We start from the raw sequence: 21,588 nt of genomic DNA on the forward strand, positions 1-21,588 counted from the left end.
CCTCCTCAGGGCTGGCAATGCAGATTGGCATGTGCGGCTCATCGCATCGTATCGACTGCGGACCAGCGCGGCAAACGGCGTCTTCGGCTCGCGATTCGGGCGCCGACATTCCAAATTGCTCTTCAAAAAAATCGCGGCATGTCTAGAATTTCAAACACTCTATGACGAGTCTTGAGACCCCGAACGCAACGTCGGATCGGCTACTGAGCCTGGTCGGACGACTCGAGGCGGTCGAAGGCTTCGCCGACGTGCTGGCCAGTCTGCGATCTGGCCACAGCGCCACGCTCGACGGAGTCTGGGGATCTTCGTGCGCGCTGGCGGCGGCGGCGCTGGCCGGTCATGCGTCGGCGCCGGTGGTGGTGGTTTGCGCTCACCCCAGCGACGTCGATCTGTTCATCGACGATTTGGCGCTGTTCACCATGCGCCGCGCGGCCAGTTTTCCGGCCGCTGAGTCGCTACCGGGCGATCGCACCTACGACGCCGTGTTTGGCGAACGCCTGCGGTTGCTCAAGGATCTGGCCTCTGACGATCGACCACCGATCGTGGTGACGAGCATTCAGGCGCTATTGCAGCCCGCGCCTCCGCCGGAACTGATCGGGCGGCAAACGCGCCGTTTGCGGGTGGGGGATGAGTTGCCGGTGGAACCGCTGCTGGAGTGGCTGGTCGGCAATCACTACCAAAGCATCACGGCGGTGCAGTTGCCCGGCGAGTTCGCGTTGCATGGGGGCATTCTCGATATTTTCGCGAACGATTGGCATGCGCCGGCGCGGGTGGAGCTATTTGGCGACCAGATCGAGTCGCTGCGCCGCTTCGATGTGGCGACGCAGCGCAGCCTGGCGCCGGTCGAAACGCTGGAACTGACGGCCATCGACCCTCAAGGCGTGTATACAGGGCACCTTGTCGATTACCTGCCGCCGCAAAGCTGGTTTCTTCTGGTCGAACCGAGCGAGCTGGACGAATCGGGACGCCACTACCTGAATCGACTCGATCATCCCGAGCACTATCACACTACGGCCGAAACGCTCAAGCGAATCTATCAGTATCCGTCGGTGACGGCCGAGGCCGTGGCCGCCGGTTCGCTGGAAACAACCTGTCATCTCAAGGTTGAATCGGTCGAGCGCTTTAGCGGCGAGGTGAATCGGATTCGCGACGAGTTAGAAGCGGTCGGTCAGGATCAGGAGGTGTTTCTGGTCTGCCAGACCGACGCCGAGGTGAAGCGGCTTGAGGAATTGTTCGCCACCACGACGCTGGCCACCAGCGGCCGCCTTCATTTTCCCATCGGGCACTTGGCGCAGGGCTTTCGACTGGTGCCGGCGCGAACGCTGGCGCTCAGTTCGGCCGAGGTGTTTCATCGCACCGAGGTGGTGCGCAGCTCGCAGCGGCAGCTCGGTCGCATCATCGACAATTTCCTCGAATTGCGCGAGTCCGACTTGGTGGTGCATGTCAGCCACGGCATTGCCCGCTATCGAGGACTGAAACTCCTGGAGAAAGAAGATCAGGTCGAAGAACACCTGGAACTGGAGTTTCACGGCGACGTCAAGCTATATGTTCCGGTGTCGCGTATCGAGTTGGTGCAGAAGTATGTCGGCGGCACCAAGGCGCGCCCCACGCTGGCCCGCTTGGGGGGGCGCACCTGGATGCGCCACAAGCAACTGGCGGAAAATGCGGTCAACGATCTGGCAATTGAAATGTTGGCCCTGCAAGCGCGGCGACATTCGCGTCCCGGCATCGCTTTTCCGCCCGACACTGAGTGGCAAACGGAATTCGACGCCGCGTTTCCTTATTGCGAAACCAAGGATCAACTCGACGCGATCACCTGCCTCAAGCAGGAGATGCAGCTCACGCGCCCCATGGATCGACTAATCTGCGGCGACGTGGGCTACGGCAAGACGGAAGTGGCGATGCGGGCCGCCTTCAAGGCGATCGACGCCGGCTATCAGGTGGCGGTGCTGGTGCCGACAACGATTCTGGCGGAACAGCACCGGCGCACTTTCACCGGCCGCATGGCGGAGTATCCCTTCAATATCGCGGGCCTCAGCCGCTTTCTCACGCGCAAACAGCAAGACCGCGTGATCGACGGCGTGCAGTCCGGCGCGATCGATATTGTGATCGGCACGCATCGATTGGTGCAGTCGGACGTGCAGTTTCACAATCTGGGCCTGGTCATCATCGACGAGGAGCAGCGGTTTGGCGTCGACGCCAAGGAGCGACTCAAGGCGCTGCGCGAAGTGGTCGACGTGCTGACGCTCACGGCCACGCCGATTCCACGCACGCTGCATATGTCGCTCTTGGGCTTGCGCGACATCTCCAACTTGATGACGCCGCCCGAGGATCGGTTGGCGGTGGAGACTCGCGTCACGCGATTCAGCGAAGACCTGGTTCGCCAAGCGGTGCTGCGCGAGCTAAACCGTGACGGACAAATCTACTTTGTCCATAATCGTGTGAACGACATCGAGGTCGTCGCGCGGCGCCTGGGGCAGATTGTGCCCGAAGCCCGCATTGGCGTTGGCCACGGCCAGATGCCCGAGGGAGAGCTTGAGCAGGTGATGTTTGACTTTGTCAATCATCGCTTCGATTTGTTGCTAGCGACCACGATTGTAGAGAGCGGGCTGGACATCCCCAATGCGAACACCATCTTCATCGATCAGGCCGATCGCTATGGCCTGGCCGATTTGCACCAGTTGCGCGGACGTGTCGGGCGTTACAAGCATCGGGCCTACTGCTATCTGTTGATCGATCCGCATCAGAGCCTCAATCCGACTGCCGCCAAGCGATTGCGCGCCATTGAGGAGTTCAGCGATATTGGCGCCGGCTTCGCCATTTCGATGCGCGATTTGGAGATTCGCGGCGCCGGAAACATCTTGGGGACCCAGCAAAGCGGGCACATCGCGGCGGTAGGCTATGAACTGTATTGCGAACTGCTGGAAAAGGCGGTGCGACACCTCAAGAACCTGCCCGCCCGCGAATCAGTGGAAGTCAACGTGGCGCTGCCCGGCGAAGCGTTCTTGTCGAGAAGTTACGTCCCCGACATTCGCGCGAAGATCGACCTGTATCGCCGAATAGCGCGGATTACCAACTTGTCGCAGCTTGCCGATTTGCGCGCGGAGCTGATGGATCGTTTTGGCGAACCTCCCAAACCGGTCGAACGGTTGCTGGCGCTGATGGAGTTGCGCGTCTTGGCCCATCAATGGGAGGTGCAATCGCTGCATCTCGACGAACAATATCTGGTACTGGGTTACGTCTCGCGCAAGCGGATCAAGGCGCTGGCCGATAGCACCGGGGGGAGGCTGCGGATTGTGGACGACAAGAGCGCCTATTTGGCCCTGGGCAAATCCAGCCGCGATGCCGACGCGATTCTCGACATTGCCAAAGCGCTGTTGCAGCACGGACGCGCCTAAGTCTAAAATCCCGCCCGATTTCTGGCTCGAACTCCGCGCACGGATGGCAAAGCGGAACGGGCCGTGACGAGCGTGCCGCTGAGGGATCATGGCGTCGATGCTCATTCGACCAGCAAGGCGATGGCTTGCGCATGCGCTCTGCGTGTGCTGCGCGCTGTGCGCATCGGCAGTCGCCCAGAATGTGTATCCGCCGGGCGTCGATCCCTCACAACCCTTGCCGCTTCAGTCATTGCAACAAGGGTTGGGCGATCAATCGTTTAACATCAGCCCACCAACAGCCCCGACTTCGCCAGAGCGTCCGGCGGGTTGGGCGGGCAGTGACAGACCACGCCGAAAGGGAGAACTGCCAGGAACTTCGCTGGGCGGTATCGACAGCTTACGCCCTGGCGAGGCGGAGCGATTGGCCAATGAGTATCGCGCTCAAGCGCGGCGCGCCCCACGGCTTGGCGGCCCGGCTTCGAAAATTCCTTCGATCTATGGACCGGAGATGCAGGCCGTTCTCGGCATGCCGTATGTGCTGCCCAATTCAAAGCCAGGGCCGCTGCCCGTGGTAACCGGTGTGCGCCCCTTGAGCAGCGCATCACCGCGTTCGCCTGTGGAGGCCGCGGCGTTTCAAGCCCCGCTTGGCGCGGCTAAGAGCGCCCCGCAAATGACTGTTCCCACAGGCAACACCGGCGCGCGGCCGGCAACCGCCATGCCTGCCATGCGACCCACTGGCGTGCTCGCCGCTCCGCGAACGAGCATCCCCAAGGAATTCTCCGATCCCACAATCGTGATGGCGCGGGTGGATCAAGAGGTGATTCTGCTCGGCGATCTGATGATGAGCGTCAATGAGGTGTTGGAAAAGAACAAGGGAAAGATTCCGCCGGAGCAATTGGACGACGCCCGCCGGATGCTGATTGAGCAGCGATTGACGCCGCTGGTCGAGGTGAAACTTGCCTGCTGCGACGCGCATCGCGAAGTGCCCAAAGAGGCCATGGAGAAAATCCAGAAGAAGTTGTCCGAGGCGTGGGAGGACCAGGAATACAAGAAAAAGCTCAAGGCGGCGAAAGTCGACACGCGAGCCGAACTGGACGCCGAGTACCGCCGATTTGGCACCACGCTGGAACGGGAAAAGAAGTCGTGGATGGAGAGCGAGTTGGCGCGGCAATGGGTGGGACAACACATCAAGTTCGATGAAGAAGTCACCCACGAGCAGATGCTCGCCGCCTACCGCGAGCGGATTGCGGAGTTTGAGTTCCCCGCCAGCGCCCGCTGGGAGGAAATCAAGGTGAACATCGAGTCGCCCAGCGAACTGGCCGCGGCCTGGCGGGCCATCGGCGAGGCCGGCAACGCGGTCCTGGGAGGTGTGCCGTTTGGCGAGGTGGCCAAACGCGCTTCGCAAGGCATCACCGCCGAGGCAGGGGGCCAGCGCGATTGGACCAACCGCGGCAGCCTGGCCTCGACCAAGCTCGACGAAGCCTTGTTCGCGCTGCCGATTGGCCAGTTGAGTCCCATCATTGATGACGAGAAGAGCCTGTATATCGTCCGGGTGGTGGAGCGGCGCGACGCCGGCGTGACTCCCTTCCTGGAGGCCCAGGTCAAGATCAAAGAGCAGATTCATCAGAATCGGGTCCGCGCGCAGGCCGACGAGATCTTGGCCAAGATCCGCGATCGCTATCGCGTGTGGACCATTTTCGATCAGTCCGACGCGCAGAAGTTGCAGATTGAGGCCACGGCTCGGGCCCCGCAACAGCCGCCGCGCTGAGAGGGCCGACGTGCTAACCGCTTGCCGCGCCCCGGCTGGATGCGCGAGAATCTGTGTCATGAGGTTGCACTCACACTACCGGCATTGGCGCCGATGTGTGCTCCATTTGGCGCTCGTCCTGGGTGTGGCTTGCGCGGTTCGCGGCGTCGAACCAGCGGTTGCAGTCCCGGATGCCGAGTGGGACGCGGCATTCCAGCGCGCGCAGGGCTGGACCGGTGGCGATGCGATGTATTCGGTCGATCTGGCCAATGGCCACGTCCTTTGGCTGTTTGCCGACACCTGGATCGGCGACGTGCGCGACCAACGCCATGCGACAGGCTCGACGATGGTCAACAATACGCTGGCGCGGCATCCCCTGCTTCCGCAGGGAAAGCCTCCTGCTCCACCAGTCGTCGAGTTCCTATGGGGCACGTCGAAGGCTGGAAATAAACCGGCGGCTTGGATTCAGCCCGATCCAAAGCAATTGGGCGATCTTGTTCAACAATCGCCGATCGAAACCTGGTACTGGGTGGCCGACGGCGCGCTGTTGCGAGCGCACGAACTGTCGGCGCGCTTGGTGATCTTCCTGTGGCGCATGGCCCGCAGCGGCGCTAAGGTGATGGATTTTCGCAATGTTGGTTGCGCCATGGCGGTGGTCGACAATCCGCACGATGACTGGTCGCAATGGAGAGTGCGGCAAATCGCCGTGCCCCATGCGACGTCTAAGCTGTCGGATACAACCCGCTCCGACTCCGCGATCGTATGGGGTTGCGAGGTGCTCGTTGACCGCGACGCCAACGGGCGCGAGTACGCGCACGTTTTTGGATACCGCCCCCACGGGCCATTTGGCAACGAGCTGGTCGCCGCGCGTGTGTCTGGCGATCTAATTGAGCAGATGGACCAATGGGAGTTTCGCACCGTGAATGGCTGGTCGCCGCGGCCGGGAGACGCGGTGGGACTGACAACCGGATTGACCACCGAGTACTCGATAACGCCGGTCGATGTCGATGGCGGCCGGCGCTGGTTGCTTACGCAAAGCGAGCCACTGTTTGGCGCCCGCATTCTGCTGCGCGCGGCGCAATCGCCGTGGGGGCCCTGGTCCGAGCCGAGAGCGGTTTACACCGTTCCCGGCTTGAGCAGCCAGAGAAAACACATCACCTACGCGGCCAAGGCGCATCGGGAGTTGTCTCGGTCGGGCGAGCTATTGGTGACATACGTGGTGAACTCGCTCGATTTTTCCGAGAACGTGAACAACGCGGATATTTACCATCCACGCTTCGTGCGCGTGCCGTTGACGCTCGCGCCCGAGCCACCCAACGACTGAGTGCAGGCGACGCTACCAGGCGATTTCGGCGGGAAAGTAGCGGTCGATCAAGTCTTGATAAAACGGCCGTAGCGCGGCCACATCGGGGCGCTGCTCGCTCTTGGTGTATAGATCATAGGGGTTGAACTTGCGCACCCAATCAAACATCTCCTGGTCGTGCCTGCTCATCAAATGCTGATACTCCCCCTCTCGATGCGCGGGGTAGAAAGAGTGATAACGCACCATGTACAGCGCTGGCTCCGGCAGGTGCTCCTTGACCACATGATATAGGTACTCGTCGTGCCCCCACGACATCAGCACTTGATCCAGTCCGCCGCGCTCCTCGTACATGCCGCACTCGGTCTGATACTCGGGCATCGCTGAGTCTGGATTCGCGGCAAAGAACTCCGGGAAGACGATCTTGTCTGAGAACTTGCAGCCGACGGGGAAGGTGTCTCCCACCACCGCCCACTGCGGCTCACCATACAGGCAGAGAATCTTGCCCAAGTCGTGGATCAAGCCGGTTACGATGAACCAATCGGGATGGCCATCGCGGCGAATCGCCTCGGCGGTTTGCAGGCAGTGCTCAATCTGCGGCACGTCGGTGTCAGGATCGCTATCGTCAACCAGGGTGTTGAGGAATTCCAACGCTTCCCACACGCCCATGCGCTTCTTGGCAAGCGGCAGGAATTGCGCGCGCTTGCCGCGCACAAAGTCGACCGTTTGGTGCGTGTGGTTGAGGCGATAGAACTCCTTGACGCTGGCCCGAGCCTCGGCGCGGTAATCGCGAAATTCTTCTTTCTTCTTGTCGGGGTCCGTCGCGCAAAACGGCTTGTTATCGGCCGCCGGTTCGGGATAGCGACGCTTGAGATCGTCTTCCCATTCGTCCAGGCTTGCCAGGGGTTGTTGCGAGGCGGATTTGGCGCGATCGATCATGTCAACGGGACTCCGCGGCGGCTGTTTTGAACCTGATTTACAACCTGTAACAGTATTACGACCGTCGCCAGCGGCGACAATTGCGATCGAAAAGGGCGTAATTGTGGCTCTGCGAAGCCCCTGCTATTATCGACCGATACCTTCCGCTCGACCCCGCACCCCGCGGCAGCGCCCGCCGCTCTGCCAGCCTCTGTCTCCGCCCGCATGAAGTTTCAGCCGCCGAACGAGGATCTGTTCAAAGACAGCACCATGACCTTCGGGGAACACCTCGAAGAGTTGCGGATTTGCCTGTTTCGCGCGCTGATTGGCCTGGTGATCGGTATTTGCATTGGTTTGCTGCTGGGGCAGCAAATTGTTCTCTTGGTGCAAAAGCCCCTGGTCGACGCGCTCGAGGGCTATTACGCCCACAAGGCGGAGAAGAATTTGCCGGCTTATCTGAGCGCTCTTCGCGATAGTCGACAGACGCTGGGATTCACCGAGAAAGAAGCAATTGCGGCAATCCAACATGGACTGGTGCCGGAGCGAGTCTATGTCAGTCGGCAATCGGCCGAGACGGCCCGCGCAAAGCCTTCCGCCGCTGTGACCGACGAGGAAGCGACCTCCGATCAAACCGCCGCGGCGCTGAATCTGGTGCCCATGCTCATCTGGCGTCCTAGCACCGAGATTCAGGGAGTCCGCCCCACAACACTCAGCGCTCAGGAGGCGTTCTCCATCTGGATCAAGGCCTCGGTGGTGGCGGGCATCATCATTTCCAGCCCGTGGGTTTTTTACCAGTTGTGGTCGTTTGTCGCCGCCGGATTGTATCCCAACGAAAAGCACTATGTTCACGTGTTCCTGCCGTTCAGCCTGGGGCTGTTTCTGGCGGGCGCGGCGCTGGCGTTTTTCTTCGTGTTCAAGCCGGTGCTCGACTTTTTGATTGGCTTCAATCAATGGCTGGGGCTCGATCCCGATCCGCGCATCAGCGAGTGGTTCAGCTTTGTGCTGATCCTGCCGTTGGGCTTTGGCATCAGCTTTCAGCTTCCCTTGGTGATGCTGTTCTTAGACCGCATCGGCATCTTCAGCGTACAGATGTATCTGGAGAAATGGCGCATCGCCATCTTCGCGATCACGGTGATTTCGGCGGTGCTCACGCCCGCCGATCCGTACAGCATCTTCTTGATGGCGATACCGCTCATCGTGCTGTATTTCGGCGGGGTGGCGCTGTGCCACTATCTGCCGCGACGGAAAAGCCCATACGACGAGGATGAATAAGCGCCGCGCGTGCGTGGCGCCGCGTATTGGTTGAGAGTTGTTTGGCGGTATGGGTCCGCCAAGCTAGATGGCTTCGCTGCCGCGCTCGCCGGTGCGGATACGAATGCAATCGTCGAGCGGCAGAATGAAGATCTTGCCGTCGCCAATTTCGCCCTTATCTCCGGTGCGGCCACCCTTGATGATCGCATTGACGGTCGGCTCGACGAACTCGTCGTTGACCGCGATCTGTAATTGCACCTTGCGCAGCAGGTTGACGGTGAACTCGTGGCCGCGGTAGACCTCGGTATGCCCCTTCTGGCGGCCAAATCCCTGGCAGTCCATCACGGTCAGCCGAAACACCTCGACTTCGGTAAGCGCCGCTTTGACGGCCTCTAATCGACTAGGCTGAATGATGGCGATAATCAGTTTCATGTGATCGAATTTCCTCGGGATGCTGGTCGCCCAATCGTAGCGGCGCGGAGCGGAAGGCTCAATTGGTCATTCGCGGCGGATTGAAATGTTCGCGCAAGAAAAATGCCCCGACTTGGATGAGGCAGGCGGAGCACTCACCCAAGTCATTGGGGCATCCTTCTGGCTCCAGAGGAACCTTCCTTAAATAAGCACCCGCGAAACCATTGGCCCAAGTGGGGACGCCGCTGGCAGCCTGGGCCGCTGCGACCTTGCTCCGCACACAACCGCCGCTCAGTCGTAGCCGCGACAGGCGCGCCAGAGACATCCCACGTTTGCTGGCTAGAGGTTTCGCATTGCATCCTGCTGGATTCGTTTGGTTCATCGTGCCGCTGGGAATTGCACCTGGCAGCAACGACGATGCGTGCATTAGCAAGTGATGTGCCAGCAGGCCAGATCGGCGGACGAGGAGGCGGTCTATCTCGCTTGCTTGAAAAGAGTTGCGGCGCCATTTGGAAATCTGCGCCGCAAGCGGGTGCATGGCCTTGCATCACCGACTGCGCGCCGGATAGGCAGACGAAAGCAAACAAAAAAACGGCCCGCCAGAATCTTGCGACTTGGGCGGGCCGTTGGGTTGCAGTCGAATTGGCGCGGTGCGATTAGTACAGCAGGATGATGTCGCCGCCGACCAGGATTTGCCAGTTCTTGTTGCCATCGTCGAAGGGACGCAGGCCGCCGGCGTTGTTGTCCTCACCGGCATAGGTGTCCCAGCGAATGCAAGGTCGCGCCACAAAGTTGGCGGTCGGCTTCCAGTTGGCGCCAAACGTCAACTCGGTGAAGTTGCCGGCATAGCCCGAAAAGGTGGTGGGCAATCCGCGAGTGCTGCCGTTGGCCAGTGTGGGAAGGAAGCCACCGACGCGAAACCCGTCCTGATCGCGGAACCATTCGGCGCGCACACCCCAGGTCCACGTGTCGCTGACTTTATAGAACAGGTAGTTGTTGAAGCCGTACCACCAAGCGCTCTTGCCGTTGGCCATTGCGGCGTTTTGATATCCCAGGTCGTGCTGGGCGACATAGGTCCACTCATTGTTGAGTGGCACACTGTAGGCAAAGGTGTTCAGATGCCGGTGCGTGAACTGACCGTTCTGATTGAGTTCCTGGCTTTCGATGACAAAGAAGGCCAACGAATCACCCCCCTCGCCAGTCGCCGTGACGGCGCCGATCGGCGCGAGATTGGGGCTGGAGGCTGGGTTACTGCCATCCCAGGTGTCCCAGCCGCGCACAAAACCGCCACCCAGCGACAGATTGTCCGACGCCGCGTATGTGGTGAGCAGTCCGGTCAGCGTGAAGGGCTCGCCGTATTGGAAGGTGAGAGGCAAGGTGTTGAAGAAGTTATTAACCGTAGGCACTACTTCGTAACCCGACGGGCAGTAGAAGTGGCCCAGTTTGGTTTTCGTATCGCCGAAAGCCGCTTCCATGTACAACTGTGGCAGGGCGAGGCCATAGAAGCGCTGGCCTAGATTCCACTTGTCTTCGAGCCCCAGCGCTTGCGTGAAGCGAGTATCGGTGCCGTACATCAAATCGACGCGACCGCCGATGTCGGAGCCATAGCTCTCGGTGTCAGTAGTTTTCTCAGCGTACCAGTACAACTGATTGAGTTGATACTCGTTCGAACGATCCGTCCAGGTCACAATACCGTTGAATCGATTGTCCGGGTTCTGAGGATTCCACGTAAATGGCGACTGCGCGACCCAGCCCGCAATGGTAATGTTTCGCGATTCCAGCCATTCGCACTCAAAGAGTCGGCATGGTCCTTCAGCTTCCTCCTCACCGCAGCCGTTCCCGCATCCATTGTCCCCGCTGCCATTTCCGGCGGCCGCGGCGGCGAGTCCACCCGATTGCGCTTGATAGGCCTCGTCCTCTGCGCGTGTGGTGACATGCCCACCCCCTTCTTCGTCGCGCAAGGCAGGGTCTTGGGCGTAGTAATCTCGATACTCATAGGCAGTTCGCTGAACGCCGCTCGAAGGCAACATTGGGTAAGGTTGCTGGGCTAAGGCGGCGCTAGGAGCGAGCACTGCCAACAGCGCTGTGCAAAGCGCCCATTGGGACAGTCTCATGTTCGGCGACTCCGATTCGTGGAGGAATGCATGGTGGGTGTGAGGCCCACGGTCAACGACAACGACGTGACACGTGCTATATGTGGCCGCTGGACGCGAGTTGGCGCAAGCGCCTAATCCGCGTCACCGCCTGTAGCGGCCAATGGTCGTATCGACCCCCTTGCGAAGCGCGATTGACGGGGAGATTCCCCAAAATCGGGGGATATAGAGCGCCGGGGTGACGGTCGCGAAAACCTTGTCAGTAGCGAAGAGAATGAGGGGTTGCTAGCAGGTCGATGCCGCCAGCCATGCAGTGGCTGCTCTATCTCCGCTTATGCCGCCGCCGCGATATCAGCGAAGAGCGCGTCGACAAAGCTCGACGAATCGAACGCAGCCAGATCTTCGAGTTGCTCGCCAACTCCCACAAATTTGACCGGCAGGTCGATTTGCTGCCGAATCGCGACGATCACCCCCCCCTTGGCGCTGCCGTCGAGCTTGGCCAATACGATGCCGCTGCACTGCACGGCGGCCGTGAAGTGCTTGGCCTGGCTGATGCCGTTTTGCCCCGTGGTGGCGTCGAGCACCAGCAGCACTTCTTGTGGAGCGTCGGGCACGAGCTTGCCAATCACACGATGTATCTTGCTCAGCTCTTGCATCAGATTCTGCTGTGTTTGCAAGCGGCCGGCCGTGTCGACAATGCACACATCGGCCTTTTGCTCCAGCGCGGCGGCCACCGCGCGGTGCGCGACGCTGGCCGGATCGGCGCCTTGCGGCGCCGTGACGATCTCAACGCCTAACCGCTTGGCCCAAATGGTGAGTTGCTCAACCGCAGCCGCCCGAAACGTGTCGGCGGCGCCGAGCACCACGGACTTGCCTTGAGATTTTAAGAGATGCGCCAACTTGGCGATCGATGTGGTTTTGCCCGAGCCGTTCACGCCGGCGACCATGATTACGGTAAGCCCTTCCGGAGCAAAACGGATCGGCTGCTCGGGCTGCGTGAGCAAGGTTTTGAGCTCTGGCTTGCCGGCTTCAATGACGTCGTCCAGAAATACGACGCGGCCGCGAAAATCGCGGCGCACGCGTTCGACAATCACCTTGGCGGCCGCCACCCCCATATCGGTCTTCACGAGAATGGCGTACAGCTCGGCCAGAAAATCGTCGTCCACCAGACGCCCTTCGCGCTTGAACAAGTCGCGAACGTCGGTGTTGAGCACCTGCGCGGTCTTCTTCAGACCTTGCTTCAGCTTGTCGAACAGACCCATGAATCCACTCTTACAGAAAAATCAATTAGCGAAGCGCGATTCACATCGACTTGCGCAAGGCCAGCAGGCGATCGAGGATGCCGTTGACGAATTGCGGGCTGTGGGCCGTGCCAAACCGCTTCGACAGTTCGACCGCTTCGTTGATGGCGACAGCGCCTGGCGTGTCGCCATACAAGATCTCGAAGGCGCCTAGTCGCAGGATATTGCGGTCGGTGCAGGCCATCCGTTCCAGGCTCCAATTGTCGGCCGTTTTCGCCAGGAACTCATCGAGTTCGCTGCGATTGCGACGCACCCCAGACACCAGAGTGCGCGCGAAGTCGGCCAGTTCGGCGGCCGACAATCGGCGCGACAAAAACTCGTCGGCATGCGCTGGATTGCCGCGAGGATTCAGATCGTCTTGAAAGAGCACCTGAAGGGCCACTTCACGTGCTCGACTGCGGCGAGTCATGCGCCTGATTCTCTGGTCCGGTGGTCACATCCCAAGCGAAAGCTAACTCACAGTGCAATTGTGAGGCGAGCGGCGAATTAGGGCAACTGGCTCAACAAATCCGCCATGCGCAAGGCCGCTTCGGCGCACTCGGCGCCTTTGTTTCCTACGTTTCCGCCGGCTCGATGGATCGCTTGCTCCAGATTGTCGCACGTGAGCACGCCAAACAGCACCGGCAGGCCCCAGTGGCGGCCAATTTCCTCGATCGCCAGCGACGCTGCGCGGTTAATGTGTTGGTCGTGCGTCGTCTCGCCGCGAATTACCGCCCCCAAGCAGATGATCGCCAGATAGCGCCCGGAGGCGGCCAGCCGTTCGGCCGCCAGCGGAATCTCGAACGCGCCCGGCGTCCAGGCGACGTCAATCTGATCGTCCGCGACTCCATGCTCGGTCAGCTTGGACAGCGCCCCGTCCAGCAAGCGCCCGGTGATCGAGTCGTTGTAGCGCGCGACGACGATGGCCACTCGCCCCTGGGGGGGGACCAGCCGCCCCTCGAATACCCGTGCCACGCCGCGTTCCTTTCCGCTCTAAGCGACTACGATTTCATGCTCATCAAGAACTCGGCGTTGGTCTTGGTCTTTTGCAACCGCGTCACCAACAGTTCCATGGCCTCGGGCGAGTTCATGTCATTGAGCACTCGCCGCAACAGGCACACTCGGCGATGCTCCTCGGGATCCATAATCATCTCCTCGCGGCGGGTTCCGCTGCGATTGATGTCGATGGCTGGCCAAATGCGCTTGTCCACCAGGCGCCGGTCGAGCATCACCTCCATGTTGCCGGTGCCTTTGAATTCCTCAAAGATCACCTCGTCCATCTTGCTGCCGGTTTCGATCAGCGCCGTGGCGATAATGGTGAGCGATCCTCCTTCTTCCACCCGCCGCGCGGCGCCAAAGAACCGTTTGGGACGCTGCAGCGCGTTCGCGTCGACGCCGCCCGACAATATCTTGCCCGAGTTCGGACACTCGGAGTTCCAGGCGCGCGCCAGGCGGGTGATGGAGTCGAGAAAAATGACCACGTCGTGGCCGTACTCGACCATGCGTTTGGCCTTCTCGATCACCATCTCGGCGACCTGAATGTGGCGGGCCGATGGCTCGTCGAACGTGGAGCTGATGACTTCGCAATTGGGGCCTTTGACCTGCCGCTCCATATCGGTCACTTCCTCCGGTCGCTCGTCGATCAACAGCATGATGACGTAGACCTCGGGAAAGTTGTGCAGCACGGCCTTGGCCATCTTCTGCAACAGGATGGTCTTGCCGGCGCGGGGCGGGCTGACGATCAATCCTCGCTGTCCAAAGCCAATGGGGCTGATCAGGTCGACCACCCGCATGTTCACTTCTTCGGGCGTCGCTTCGAGCACAATGCGCTTGTCGGGATGAATGGGCGTCAAGTCGTCGAAGAATACGCGCGTCGACAACTCGTTGGGGTCTTGGTAGTTGATTGCCTCGACGCGCAGCAACGCGAAGTAGCGCTCGTTTTCCTTGGGCGGGCGAATCGTGCCCGAAACCGTGGCGCCGGTCCGCAGGCCAAAGCGGCGAATCTGGCTTGGCGAGACATAAATGTCATCGGGGCAGGAAAGATAGTGATAATCGGGGCTGCGCAAAAAGCCAAAGCCGTCGGGCAAGACTTCCAGCGTCCCCTCGCCATACATCAGGCCATTGAGCTTCACCCGCTCCTTGAGAATCTTGAAGATCAAGTCCTGCTTCTTGATCCCCATGTAGTCGGTGAGGTTCTCTTGGCGCGCCTCGTCGATGAGTTGCGACATCGACATTCGTTGCAACTCGGCAATATGGATGTCGCCTTGCTTGATTTGCTCATAGCGATCGAGCGAATCTTCGCTGTTGGCGGGCCGATTCTTGCGGCGATCCGCCTCTTCGGCCAGTTCTTCGGCCAGCGACAACGGTTCGGACTCGAAGGCGTCGCCATTGTGCGGCGCGTGCTGCCCGTCTCCGTCGATACCCGACGGCCGCGATTTATACGGACGGGTGCTCTTGATGGGCGTCATGATCCGGCAGTCCTGTGACAGGTGGGGAGCCAACGCGCGGATGGCGTCGGCGGAGGGAACGCGAGCGTCGGTAAGACCTCGCGCAAAGGCCTTTCGCGGGATAGGATTTAATTAAAGGACTTGCGGCGACTTGGCAAGTGCTCTTTCGCCGCGCGATCAATGGATGGAGATAGATTCGGTAGAGCTAGAAACGATTGAGGTTGGATGGTTCGCTCAGCAAGAACTGCTGTCGCGACGGTTCTACGGGAAAAGACTTTGCCAGAGGCGTTCGACTTGGACTCGTGTTGAGTCGGCGGAGCGGGAGTTGTCTATTATCGCATCGGAGCGGCTTCTTTTGGAATCCAAACTTTCCTGGGCCGCCTCGCGCCGGCGGAATTCTTGGTCTGACCAGCCCCTGGCGCGGGCCCTTTCTAAACGTACCTCATCGGCGGCTTCAATGTAAACAATCTTGTCGCAAAGCCTGTCCCAGCCGGCCTTTAGCATCACTGGCGCGTCTAGGATAACGGCCGCCGCTCCACCTGCCGCTGCCGCCTGGACCTGGGCCGCCAACCGCTCGCCAATCGGCGGATGCGTAATTTCTTCGAGTCGTCGTAAATTGCTGGACGCCTGGGCGTCGTCGCCAAAAACGAGTCGCCCTAACGCGCGCCGGTCGACTTGGCCATTGCTGTCAAACACCTGATCGCCAAAGTGTTGGCGCACGGACTGCATGACCTCGGGCAATCGCAGCACGTCGTGGCCTGCGCGATCGGCATCGAGCACCACGGCGCCCAGGCGGCGGAACTCCTCTGCAACGAAGCTCTTGCCGCTGGCTACGCCGCCCAAGAGGCCGATCACCAAGAACCGGCGAGAGCCGTCGGCGATAGGCGTCGTGTCGCTGGTCATCGTGCCGCTTCTCCAATTGCGATTATGCCTGCCAAGGTTCGACGTCGGCCCAAGTAGCTCCCGATTTCACGTCCACCTTGAGCGGAACGCTCAATGGGGAGACCCCGGACATTTCCTCCGCAACCAATGCGGCCAACGTGGCGACCTCGTCTGCCGGGGCCTCGAACACCAACTCATCGTGAATCTGCAAAAGCATCCGCGCGGCAAGTCCTTCGCGCATCAATCGCTTTTGAACGGCGATCATGGCCAGCTTGATCAGGTCGGCGGCCGAGCCTTGAATCACTGTGTTCACCGCCGTCCGTTCGGCCATGTTGAGTTGCCGACCGACCGACGAACGCACCCCTTGAATGGCGCGGCGCCGCCCCAGCATAGTAGTGACGTAGCTCCGAGCGTGGCACTCGGCGAGCACCTCGGACATGAATCGATCAACACCGGGATAGCGCTTGAAGTACGCGTCGATGAACTCAGCGGCCTGCTCCGGCTCGATCGCTAGCTGCTTGGCCAGTCCAAACGCGCTTTGTCCGTAAATCACGCCAAAGTTGACCGCCTTGGCGCTGTAACGCATCTCGCGTGTCACCTCGTCCAGCGGTACCCCTTGCACCTGGCTCGCCACCAGCGTGTGAATGTCCTGATCGTTGGCGAACGCCTCGCACAGCGCCGCATCTTGCGAAAAATGCGCCAGCACCCGCAGTTCGATCTGTGAATAGTCCGCCGCTAGCAGTCGCCAGCCATCCTGACCGGGTAGGAACGCCGATCGGATTTCGCGCCCCGTCTCATGGCGGATGGGGATATTCTGCAAATTGGGATCGCTCGAACTCAGCCGCCCGGTGGCCGCGACCACTTGATTGAAGCTGGCATGCACGCGCCCCGTGCGGGGGTTTTGCATGGCCGGCAAGGCATCGACATACGTGCCTTTCAGTTTCGCGAATTGCCGATACTCGACGATCTTCGCGGGTAGCGGATGTTGCGGCGCGAGTGTTTCGAGCACGTCGGCGTCGGTGCTGGGGCCGGTCTTGGTCTTCTTGACGACCGGCAAGCGCAGTTCCGTGAACAACACCTGCTGAAGCTGCTTAGGCGACGCAATATTGAATTCGTGCCCGGCCAGGCCGTAGATCTCCACCTCCAATTGCCGCATGCGCTGGCCATATTGCTCGCTGAGCGTGTGCAATCGGGCAGGATCGATGCGAATCCCGTTCGACTCCAGTTCGACCAGGATATCGATCAGCGGCAACTCCAGATCGCGAAACAACGGCTCCAGCCCAAGCTCGGCCAGTCGCGGCGCAAGTAGCGGCCGCAAGCGCCAGGCAACGTCGGCGTCTTCGGCGGCGTAGGGCGCAACAAGCGCCACACTCACCTCGTCCATGCGCTTCTGATTCTTGCCGGCGCCAATCAGTTCGGAGATCTTGATGGTCTCGTGATCGAGATAGCGCTTGGCCAGCTCATCGAGGTTGTGGTTGCGCTCGCCGGCGTCGAGCAGGTAGCTGGCGACCATGGTGTCGAACTCGACCCCTGCCACGCGGATGCCGTGGCCGCGGAGCACAATCATGTCGTACTTCAAGTTCTGGCCGACTTTGGCGACCGCCGGATCCTCCAGCACCGGTCGCAGCGCGGCGAGTGTCGTTTGCAGATCGAGTCGCGCTTCGCCCTCAGGCGCCCGCACCGGCAAGTACCAGGCGACGCCGGCTTGCCAGCAGAACGACAGCCCAACGAGCTCCGCCCGCGTGGGACCGATGTCGGTGGTTTCGGTATCGAGCGAGATGGCGCTCTGCGCGCGCAGTTCTGCCAAAAAGCTTTGAAATTTTTCCGGTGTGTCGACCGTGCGATAATCGGCCTGCCAGGGCTCTGCGATCGGTTTGGGCGCCGCGGCGCGCGCCTTGTCGGCAAAGGAGTGAAATCCCAACTCGCTGAATATCGGCAGCAAACGGCCGACATCCAGCCGGGACGTATCCGCGGCGCGCCAATCAATTTGCACCGGCACGTCGGTCGCTAGTCGCACTAGTTCGCGGCTGAGCAGCGCCTGTTGCCGGCCGGCGATCAGGTTTTGGCGCCGCTTTTCGCCGGTTACCTGGTCGGCGTTTTCGAGCACTGCGTCGAGAGTGTCGAATTGATTAAGCAGATCGCGCGCCGCCTTGGGGCCAATCAGCGGAATGCCGGGCACATTGTCGATCGAATCCCCCACCATGGCCTGATAGTCGACCACCTGATCGGGGCGAATACCCCAGTCGGCGGCTAGCGCGGCCGCGTCGTAAAAGGCGTTCTTGCGCACCAGATACACCTGCGTTCGGTCGGTAATCAACTGGCGAGAGTCCTTGTCGTTGGTGACCAGCACACAGCGGCCACCAAGCTTTTCGGTCTGACTTGCGACCGTCGCCAGCACGTCGTCCGCCTCGTACGATTCGAGTTCGACGATCAGCACGCCCAAGGTTTCCAGCACGCGCCGGATCAGCGGTATTTGTGGGCGCAAGTCGGCGGGCATTTCGCTGCGCTGAATCTTGTAGTCGCTGAACAGCGTGTGCCGAAAGGTGGGGCCGCTCAGGTCGAAGGCGCAGATCAAATAGTCCGGCTTCTTTTGCTCCAGCAAAAACAAGACATCGCGCGTAAAGCCGTATACCGCGTTCACTGGCTGCCCTTGCGGGCTGGTCATGTCGGGAATGGCATGAAATACCTGAAAGATGAGCGCATGCGCGTCGATGACCCATATCGATCGATCGACCAATGACAAAGGGCCAGCCGTGGAATCCAGCAACTTCGCGGCTTCCATCGATGTGTGCTCGGCGGCGGCGACGTGCCCGTTCTCTGGCGGCGCGCTGGCAGTCGATGCCCGCGTATCGCTTGCGGCAAGGGCAGGGGGTTCGACGTCCATGCCGGGCAACTGAATTTGGCGATTCCGTTTGGCCATAAGGCGAAAATAGTCCGTGAAAAGAGCAACCAATTGCGCACGTCGCGCGCGGCGCTTCATCGTAGGGGGACCGGTGCGCGCCAGCAACCGCCGCGGTTCGTGGCTGAATAGGCTGAATAAAGCGCCTGCGATTCTTCGCAATGCCTGCACGCACGACAAGCGTTTGCGAATCTGTTACGGTACGCCTACGACGTAATCAATACGAGGTGTGCCATGCAGCGATTGGTTTTGGCGGCGGTTCTGTTGTGCTGTGGAATCGGTTCTCTTCTAGCGGAAGAAGCCGCCGGCGATCGCGATTTGACCGTGATGACTTTCAATTTGCGGTACGCCAGCAATCGGCCGCCTAACGCCTGGCCCGCGCGCCGGCCGGTCATGCGAGCCTTGATCGAACAGGAAAAGCCGGACGTAATTGGAACTCAGGAGGGGGTATACGCGCAGATCAACGATCTGGCCGAGGATTTGTCCGAATACGCCTGGATTGGGACCGGGCGCGACGGCGGTAGTCGCGGCGAGTTCATGGCGGTGTTCTATCGTCGCGACCGGCTGACGCCGCTCGAATACGATCATTTCTGGTTGTCCGAAACGCCGCAGGTCATTGGGTCCACCACGTGGGGCAACACTAATCGCAGGATGGTGACGTGGGTCAAATTTCGAGATCAGCTTGCGCGGCGTGATTTCTATTTTTGGAACACCCACTTCGACCACGAGGTGCAGGCCGCGCGCGAGAAAAGCGCCGCGCTGGTGATGGAGCAAGTTGAAAAGTTGGGCCGGCGCTTGCCGGTCGTTTTGGTGGGAGACTTCAACGCGGCGGCCGGCAAGAACCCCGCATATGACACGTTGGTCGGCGAGGAGAAATTTTCCGACACTTGGCTGACCGCGCGCGAGCACGGCGCGGAGATTGGCACTTTTCACAATTATCGCGGCGCGAAGCCCGGAGCTCGGATCGACTGGATATTGACGCGCGGCGACGTGCAGTGTGAGTCGACGCGCGTGATTGATTTTGCGCAGGATGGCCAATACCCCAGCGATCATTTTCCGGTTGTGGCGCGATTGCGGTTTGGCGAGTGAGCCGCGACGGCAGATTCCTCACAGTCGGCGCATGAAGTTCTGGCCAGCCGCGCGCCTGAGGAGTCGCCGCTATCCGAGTCGCGCGTCGCCAAGCTAGATTTGAGTGGTCCGGCAATGGACGCGTGGGCGACGTGCCGGCGCACGAATCAATTCTCCGCTCCACGGCGACTCATGAACTGCCACCAGTTGGCCGAGCGAATCGAGCGTATTCATCCCGAAGCGACCGCGCGCGACGTGGCGCGCCTCTGTCTTCTGCTTTCGAACCATCTCGACAACATGCCCGCGCTCGACTCCCAAGCGGAACTGGCACAGGCCTGGCACGATATGGGTATTCGCTTGCAGGCCGCGACGGATCAGCATGCCGCCATGACCGCGGAGCTGGAAGAACTGGCGGGCGTCGCGCCAGAGAGCTTCTCGGCGGAGCAAGTGTGGTCGCTGATTCGGGCGATCAAGGTGCAGAGCCAGGTCTTGCAGCTTTACATCGGCACGGCGGTCGCTTGAAGCGGCGCAAACCGCTATCTGGGGGCGAAGACCCGCAGGATCTCGAGGGCCACGTTCATGTAAATGAGGATGCCGAGAATATCCATGATGCCGGAGACAAAGGGATTGCTCATGATCGCCGGATCGAGGCCTAGCCGCCGGAAAATTAGCGGCAGGATGCCGCCAATCAGCGTGCCAGCCATCACCACGCCCACCACGGTTACGGGCAGTGTGAGCGCCATTCGCCAACTCGGAAACTCCAATAGCGCCAGCCCAAAGCCAATCACGGCCAGCGAACTGCCGAGCAATACGCCCGTGACCAACTCGCGGCGCACCACGCGCGCCCAGTCGAGCAGCGTGATGTCGCCGGTGGACAAGGCGGTGATGACCAGCGTGGCGGATTGGCTCCCCGAGTTGCCGCCAGTTGAGATGACCAGCGGTATGAACAGAATCAACCAAGGATAGTTCTGAATGTCGTCGGTGTAGTTCTTGAGCGCGTACATCGTCAGCGTCGCGCCGACGAAAAGCACCGACAGCCAAATGCCGCGCTTCCAGCTCAATAGCAATAGCGGCGTTTCGAGGTAACCGCGCCGCAAGGGGGCCACGGCGCCGATGCGCTGTGCGTCTTCGGCCGCCTCTTCCTGAACAACGTCGATCACGTCGTCATACGTCACGATGCCCAGCAAATGGCGTTCGTCGTCGACGACCGGAATGGCCTGAAAATCGAATCGCGAGACCGTCCGGGCGACTTCTTCTTGATCGTCCTCAGCATGCACCGTGACCAGCGCTCGCTCCATCAGTTCGCTGATCGGGGTTTCGGGCCGCGCCAACACCAGTTGCCGTAGCGACACCAGGCCCCGCAGGTGATCTTGGTCGTCGACCACGTATAAGTAGTAGATGGTTTCCGACTCCTCCGCTTGCTTGCGAACCGCGTCAATCGCCTGCGTGACCGTTAGACTTTCGCTCAAGCGAGCGAAGTCGGTAGTCATCATGGCGCCGGCGGTGCCCTCGGAGTATGCTCGCAGCCGATTGATGTCGCGGCGCTCCTCGTCGGGAACCAGTGGGAGCAGTTCCTGCACCAGTTCGGGCGCGACGGAGTTGAGGATGTCGACGCGGTCGTCTGGCGCCAAATCGCCAATGAGTTGGCCAACCTTGGCGCGTTCCTCCTGTTCGAGGATTTCGACCTGACGGTCGCGGTCGAAGTAGTGAAAGATCTCCGCGCGCGTTTGTGGATCGGCGTGCTGCAGGACCTCCCAGGCCTCATGCGGCGAAAGGCCCTCCATGAATTCCGCGGCGCGAGTCGGATGCAACGCGGTGCAGAACTCGCGTAGTTCGTCTGAGTTGGCGGCGGCCAACATTTCGCGCAGTTCGGGCAGGTAGAGCGTGTTCGTCATGCCATTGCAGTGAGGTGTGT

16 protein-coding genes are annotated in these 21,588 nt (G+C 60.7%); 6 read left to right on the plus strand and 10 right to left on the minus strand.

Translation table 11 applies throughout. The features are described from left to right. The first annotated feature begins 161 nt into the window (after positions 1-161). From mfd to K1X71_04775, 3 genes are all read left to right on the plus strand, one after another. The gene (gene mfd / locus K1X71_04765; protein MBX7072437.1) at positions 162-3,398 is read left to right on the plus strand and encodes a transcription-repair coupling factor; all 3,237 of its coding nucleotides are present in this window, start codon (positions 162-164) and stop codon (positions 3,396-3,398) included. Positions 3,399-4,047: 649 nt separating this feature from the next. After that, on the plus strand, positions 4,048-5,145 hold the full coding sequence (locus tag K1X71_04770) for a peptidyl-prolyl cis-trans isomerase (GenBank protein ID MBX7072438.1): 1,098 nt from the start codon (positions 4,048-4,050) through the stop codon (positions 5,143-5,145). A gap of 97 nt (positions 5,146-5,242) precedes the next feature. After that, entirely contained in the window at positions 5,243-6,448 is a 1,206-nt protein-coding gene (locus tag K1X71_04775; GenBank protein MBX7072439.1) for a hypothetical protein, read from the plus strand. A gap of 12 nt (positions 6,449-6,460) precedes the next feature. On the opposite strand, the gene K1X71_04780 is transcribed toward K1X71_04775, so the two are convergent. Further along, complete coding sequence (locus tag K1X71_04780) at positions 6,461-7,363, minus strand: inositol oxygenase (protein MBX7072440.1); 903 nt, start codon at positions 7,361-7,363, stop codon at positions 6,461-6,463. Positions 7,364-7,567: 204 nt separating this feature from the next. Between K1X71_04780 and tatC the strand changes: the two genes are divergently transcribed. After that, positions 7,568-8,614: a twin-arginine translocase subunit TatC gene (gene tatC, locus K1X71_04785; protein MBX7072441.1), complete on the plus strand. Its 1,047-nt coding sequence runs from the start codon at positions 7,568-7,570 to the stop codon at positions 8,612-8,614. Between the two features lie 63 nt (positions 8,615-8,677). Here tatC and K1X71_04790 read toward each other — a convergent pair whose 3' ends face one another. The 8 genes from K1X71_04790 to polA all read right to left on the minus strand — a co-directional run bounded on the left by K1X71_04790 (position 8,678) and on the right by polA (position 18,488). After that, complete coding sequence (locus K1X71_04790; protein ID MBX7072442.1) at positions 8,678-9,025, minus strand: P-II family nitrogen regulator; 348 nt, start codon at positions 9,023-9,025, stop codon at positions 8,678-8,680. A 635-nt stretch (positions 9,026-9,660) separates the two neighbouring features. Then, entirely contained in the window at positions 9,661-11,118 is a 1,458-nt protein-coding gene (locus K1X71_04795) for a porin (GenBank protein MBX7072443.1), read from the minus strand. A 311-nt stretch (positions 11,119-11,429) separates the two neighbouring features. Beyond that, a complete protein-coding gene (ftsY, locus tag K1X71_04800; protein ID MBX7072444.1) occupies positions 11,430-12,359 on the minus strand; it encodes a signal recognition particle-docking protein FtsY in 930 nt (309 codons plus the stop codon). Positions 12,360-12,399: 40 nt separating this feature from the next. Further along, entirely contained in the window at positions 12,400-12,807 is a 408-nt protein-coding gene (gene nusB / locus K1X71_04805; GenBank protein ID MBX7072445.1) for a transcription antitermination factor NusB, read from the minus strand. A gap of 77 nt (positions 12,808-12,884) precedes the next feature. After that, positions 12,885-13,352, minus strand: a complete 468-nt coding sequence (gene ribH, locus K1X71_04810) for a 6,7-dimethyl-8-ribityllumazine synthase (protein ID MBX7072446.1) — start codon at positions 13,350-13,352, stop codon at positions 12,885-12,887. Positions 13,353-13,378: 26 nt separating this feature from the next. Beyond that, a complete protein-coding gene (rho, locus tag K1X71_04815) occupies positions 13,379-14,635 on the minus strand; it encodes a transcription termination factor Rho (protein ID MBX7072447.1) in 1,257 nt (418 codons plus the stop codon). Positions 14,636-15,085: 450 nt separating this feature from the next. Beyond that, positions 15,086-15,727 (minus strand): dephospho-CoA kinase, encoded by a 642-nt coding sequence (coaE, locus tag K1X71_04820; GenBank protein MBX7072448.1) that lies wholly within the window; start codon positions 15,725-15,727, stop codon positions 15,086-15,088. A gap of 22 nt (positions 15,728-15,749) precedes the next feature. Beyond that, positions 15,750-18,488: a DNA polymerase I gene (polA, locus tag K1X71_04825; GenBank protein ID MBX7072449.1), complete on the minus strand. Its 2,739-nt coding sequence runs from the start codon at positions 18,486-18,488 to the stop codon at positions 15,750-15,752. A 351-nt stretch (positions 18,489-18,839) separates the two neighbouring features. On the opposite strand from polA, the gene K1X71_04830 reads away from it, so the two are divergent. Further along, the gene (locus K1X71_04830; GenBank protein ID MBX7072450.1) at positions 18,840-19,694 is read left to right on the plus strand and encodes an endonuclease/exonuclease/phosphatase family protein; all 855 of its coding nucleotides are present in this window, start codon (positions 18,840-18,842) and stop codon (positions 19,692-19,694) included. A 171-nt stretch (positions 19,695-19,865) separates the two neighbouring features. Then, on the plus strand, positions 19,866-20,195 hold the full coding sequence (locus tag K1X71_04835) for a hypothetical protein (protein MBX7072451.1): 330 nt from the start codon (positions 19,866-19,868) through the stop codon (positions 20,193-20,195). Positions 20,196-20,209: 14 nt separating this feature from the next. Here K1X71_04835 and mgtE read toward each other — a convergent pair whose 3' ends face one another. Next, positions 20,210-21,568, minus strand: a complete 1,359-nt coding sequence (gene mgtE / locus K1X71_04840) for a magnesium transporter (GenBank protein ID MBX7072452.1) — start codon at positions 21,566-21,568, stop codon at positions 20,210-20,212. Positions 21,569-21,588: the final 20 nt, after the last annotated feature.

This window comes from Pirellulales bacterium (assembly GCA_019694455.1).
Classification (GTDB): domain Bacteria; phylum Planctomycetota; class Planctomycetia; order Pirellulales; family JAEUIK01; genus JAIBBY01.

What these genes read in the sequence shown, in the direction of transcription:
- mfd (MBX7072437.1), top strand. Translation starts at nt 162, where the DNA reads ATGACGAGTCTTGAGACCCCGAACGCAACGTCGGATCGGCTACTGAGC.
- K1X71_04770 (MBX7072438.1), top strand. Translation starts at nt 4,048, where the DNA reads ATGACTGTTCCCACAGGCAACACCGGCGCGCGGCCGGCAACCGCCATG.
- K1X71_04780 (MBX7072440.1), bottom strand. Translation starts at nt 7,363, where the DNA reads ATGATCGATCGCGCCAAATCCGCCTCGCAACAACCCCTGGCAAGCCTG.
- tatC (MBX7072441.1), top strand. Translation starts at nt 7,568, where the DNA reads ATGAAGTTTCAGCCGCCGAACGAGGATCTGTTCAAAGACAGCACCATG.
- K1X71_04790 (MBX7072442.1), bottom strand. Translation starts at nt 9,025, where the DNA reads ATGAAACTGATTATCGCCATCATTCAGCCTAGTCGATTAGAGGCCGTC.
- K1X71_04795 (MBX7072443.1), bottom strand. Translation starts at nt 11,118, where the DNA reads ATGAGACTGTCCCAATGGGCGCTTTGCACAGCGCTGTTGGCAGTGCTC.
- ftsY (MBX7072444.1), bottom strand. Translation starts at nt 12,359, where the DNA reads ATGGGTCTGTTCGACAAGCTGAAGCAAGGTCTGAAGAAGACCGCGCAG.
- nusB (MBX7072445.1), bottom strand. Translation starts at nt 12,807, where the DNA reads ATGACTCGCCGCAGTCGAGCACGTGAAGTGGCCCTTCAGGTGCTCTTT.
- coaE (MBX7072448.1), bottom strand. Translation starts at nt 15,727, where the DNA reads ATGACCAGCGACACGACGCCTATCGCCGACGGCTCTCGCCGGTTCTTG.
- polA (MBX7072449.1), bottom strand. Translation starts at nt 18,488, where the DNA reads ATGGAAGCCGCGAAGTTGCTGGATTCCACGGCTGGCCCTTTGTCATTG.
- K1X71_04830 (MBX7072450.1), top strand. Translation starts at nt 18,840, where the DNA reads ATGCAGCGATTGGTTTTGGCGGCGGTTCTGTTGTGCTGTGGAATCGGT.
- K1X71_04835 (MBX7072451.1), top strand. Translation starts at nt 19,866, where the DNA reads ATGAACTGCCACCAGTTGGCCGAGCGAATCGAGCGTATTCATCCCGAA.
- mgtE (MBX7072452.1), bottom strand. Translation starts at nt 21,568, where the DNA reads ATGACGAACACGCTCTACCTGCCCGAACTGCGCGAAATGTTGGCCGCC.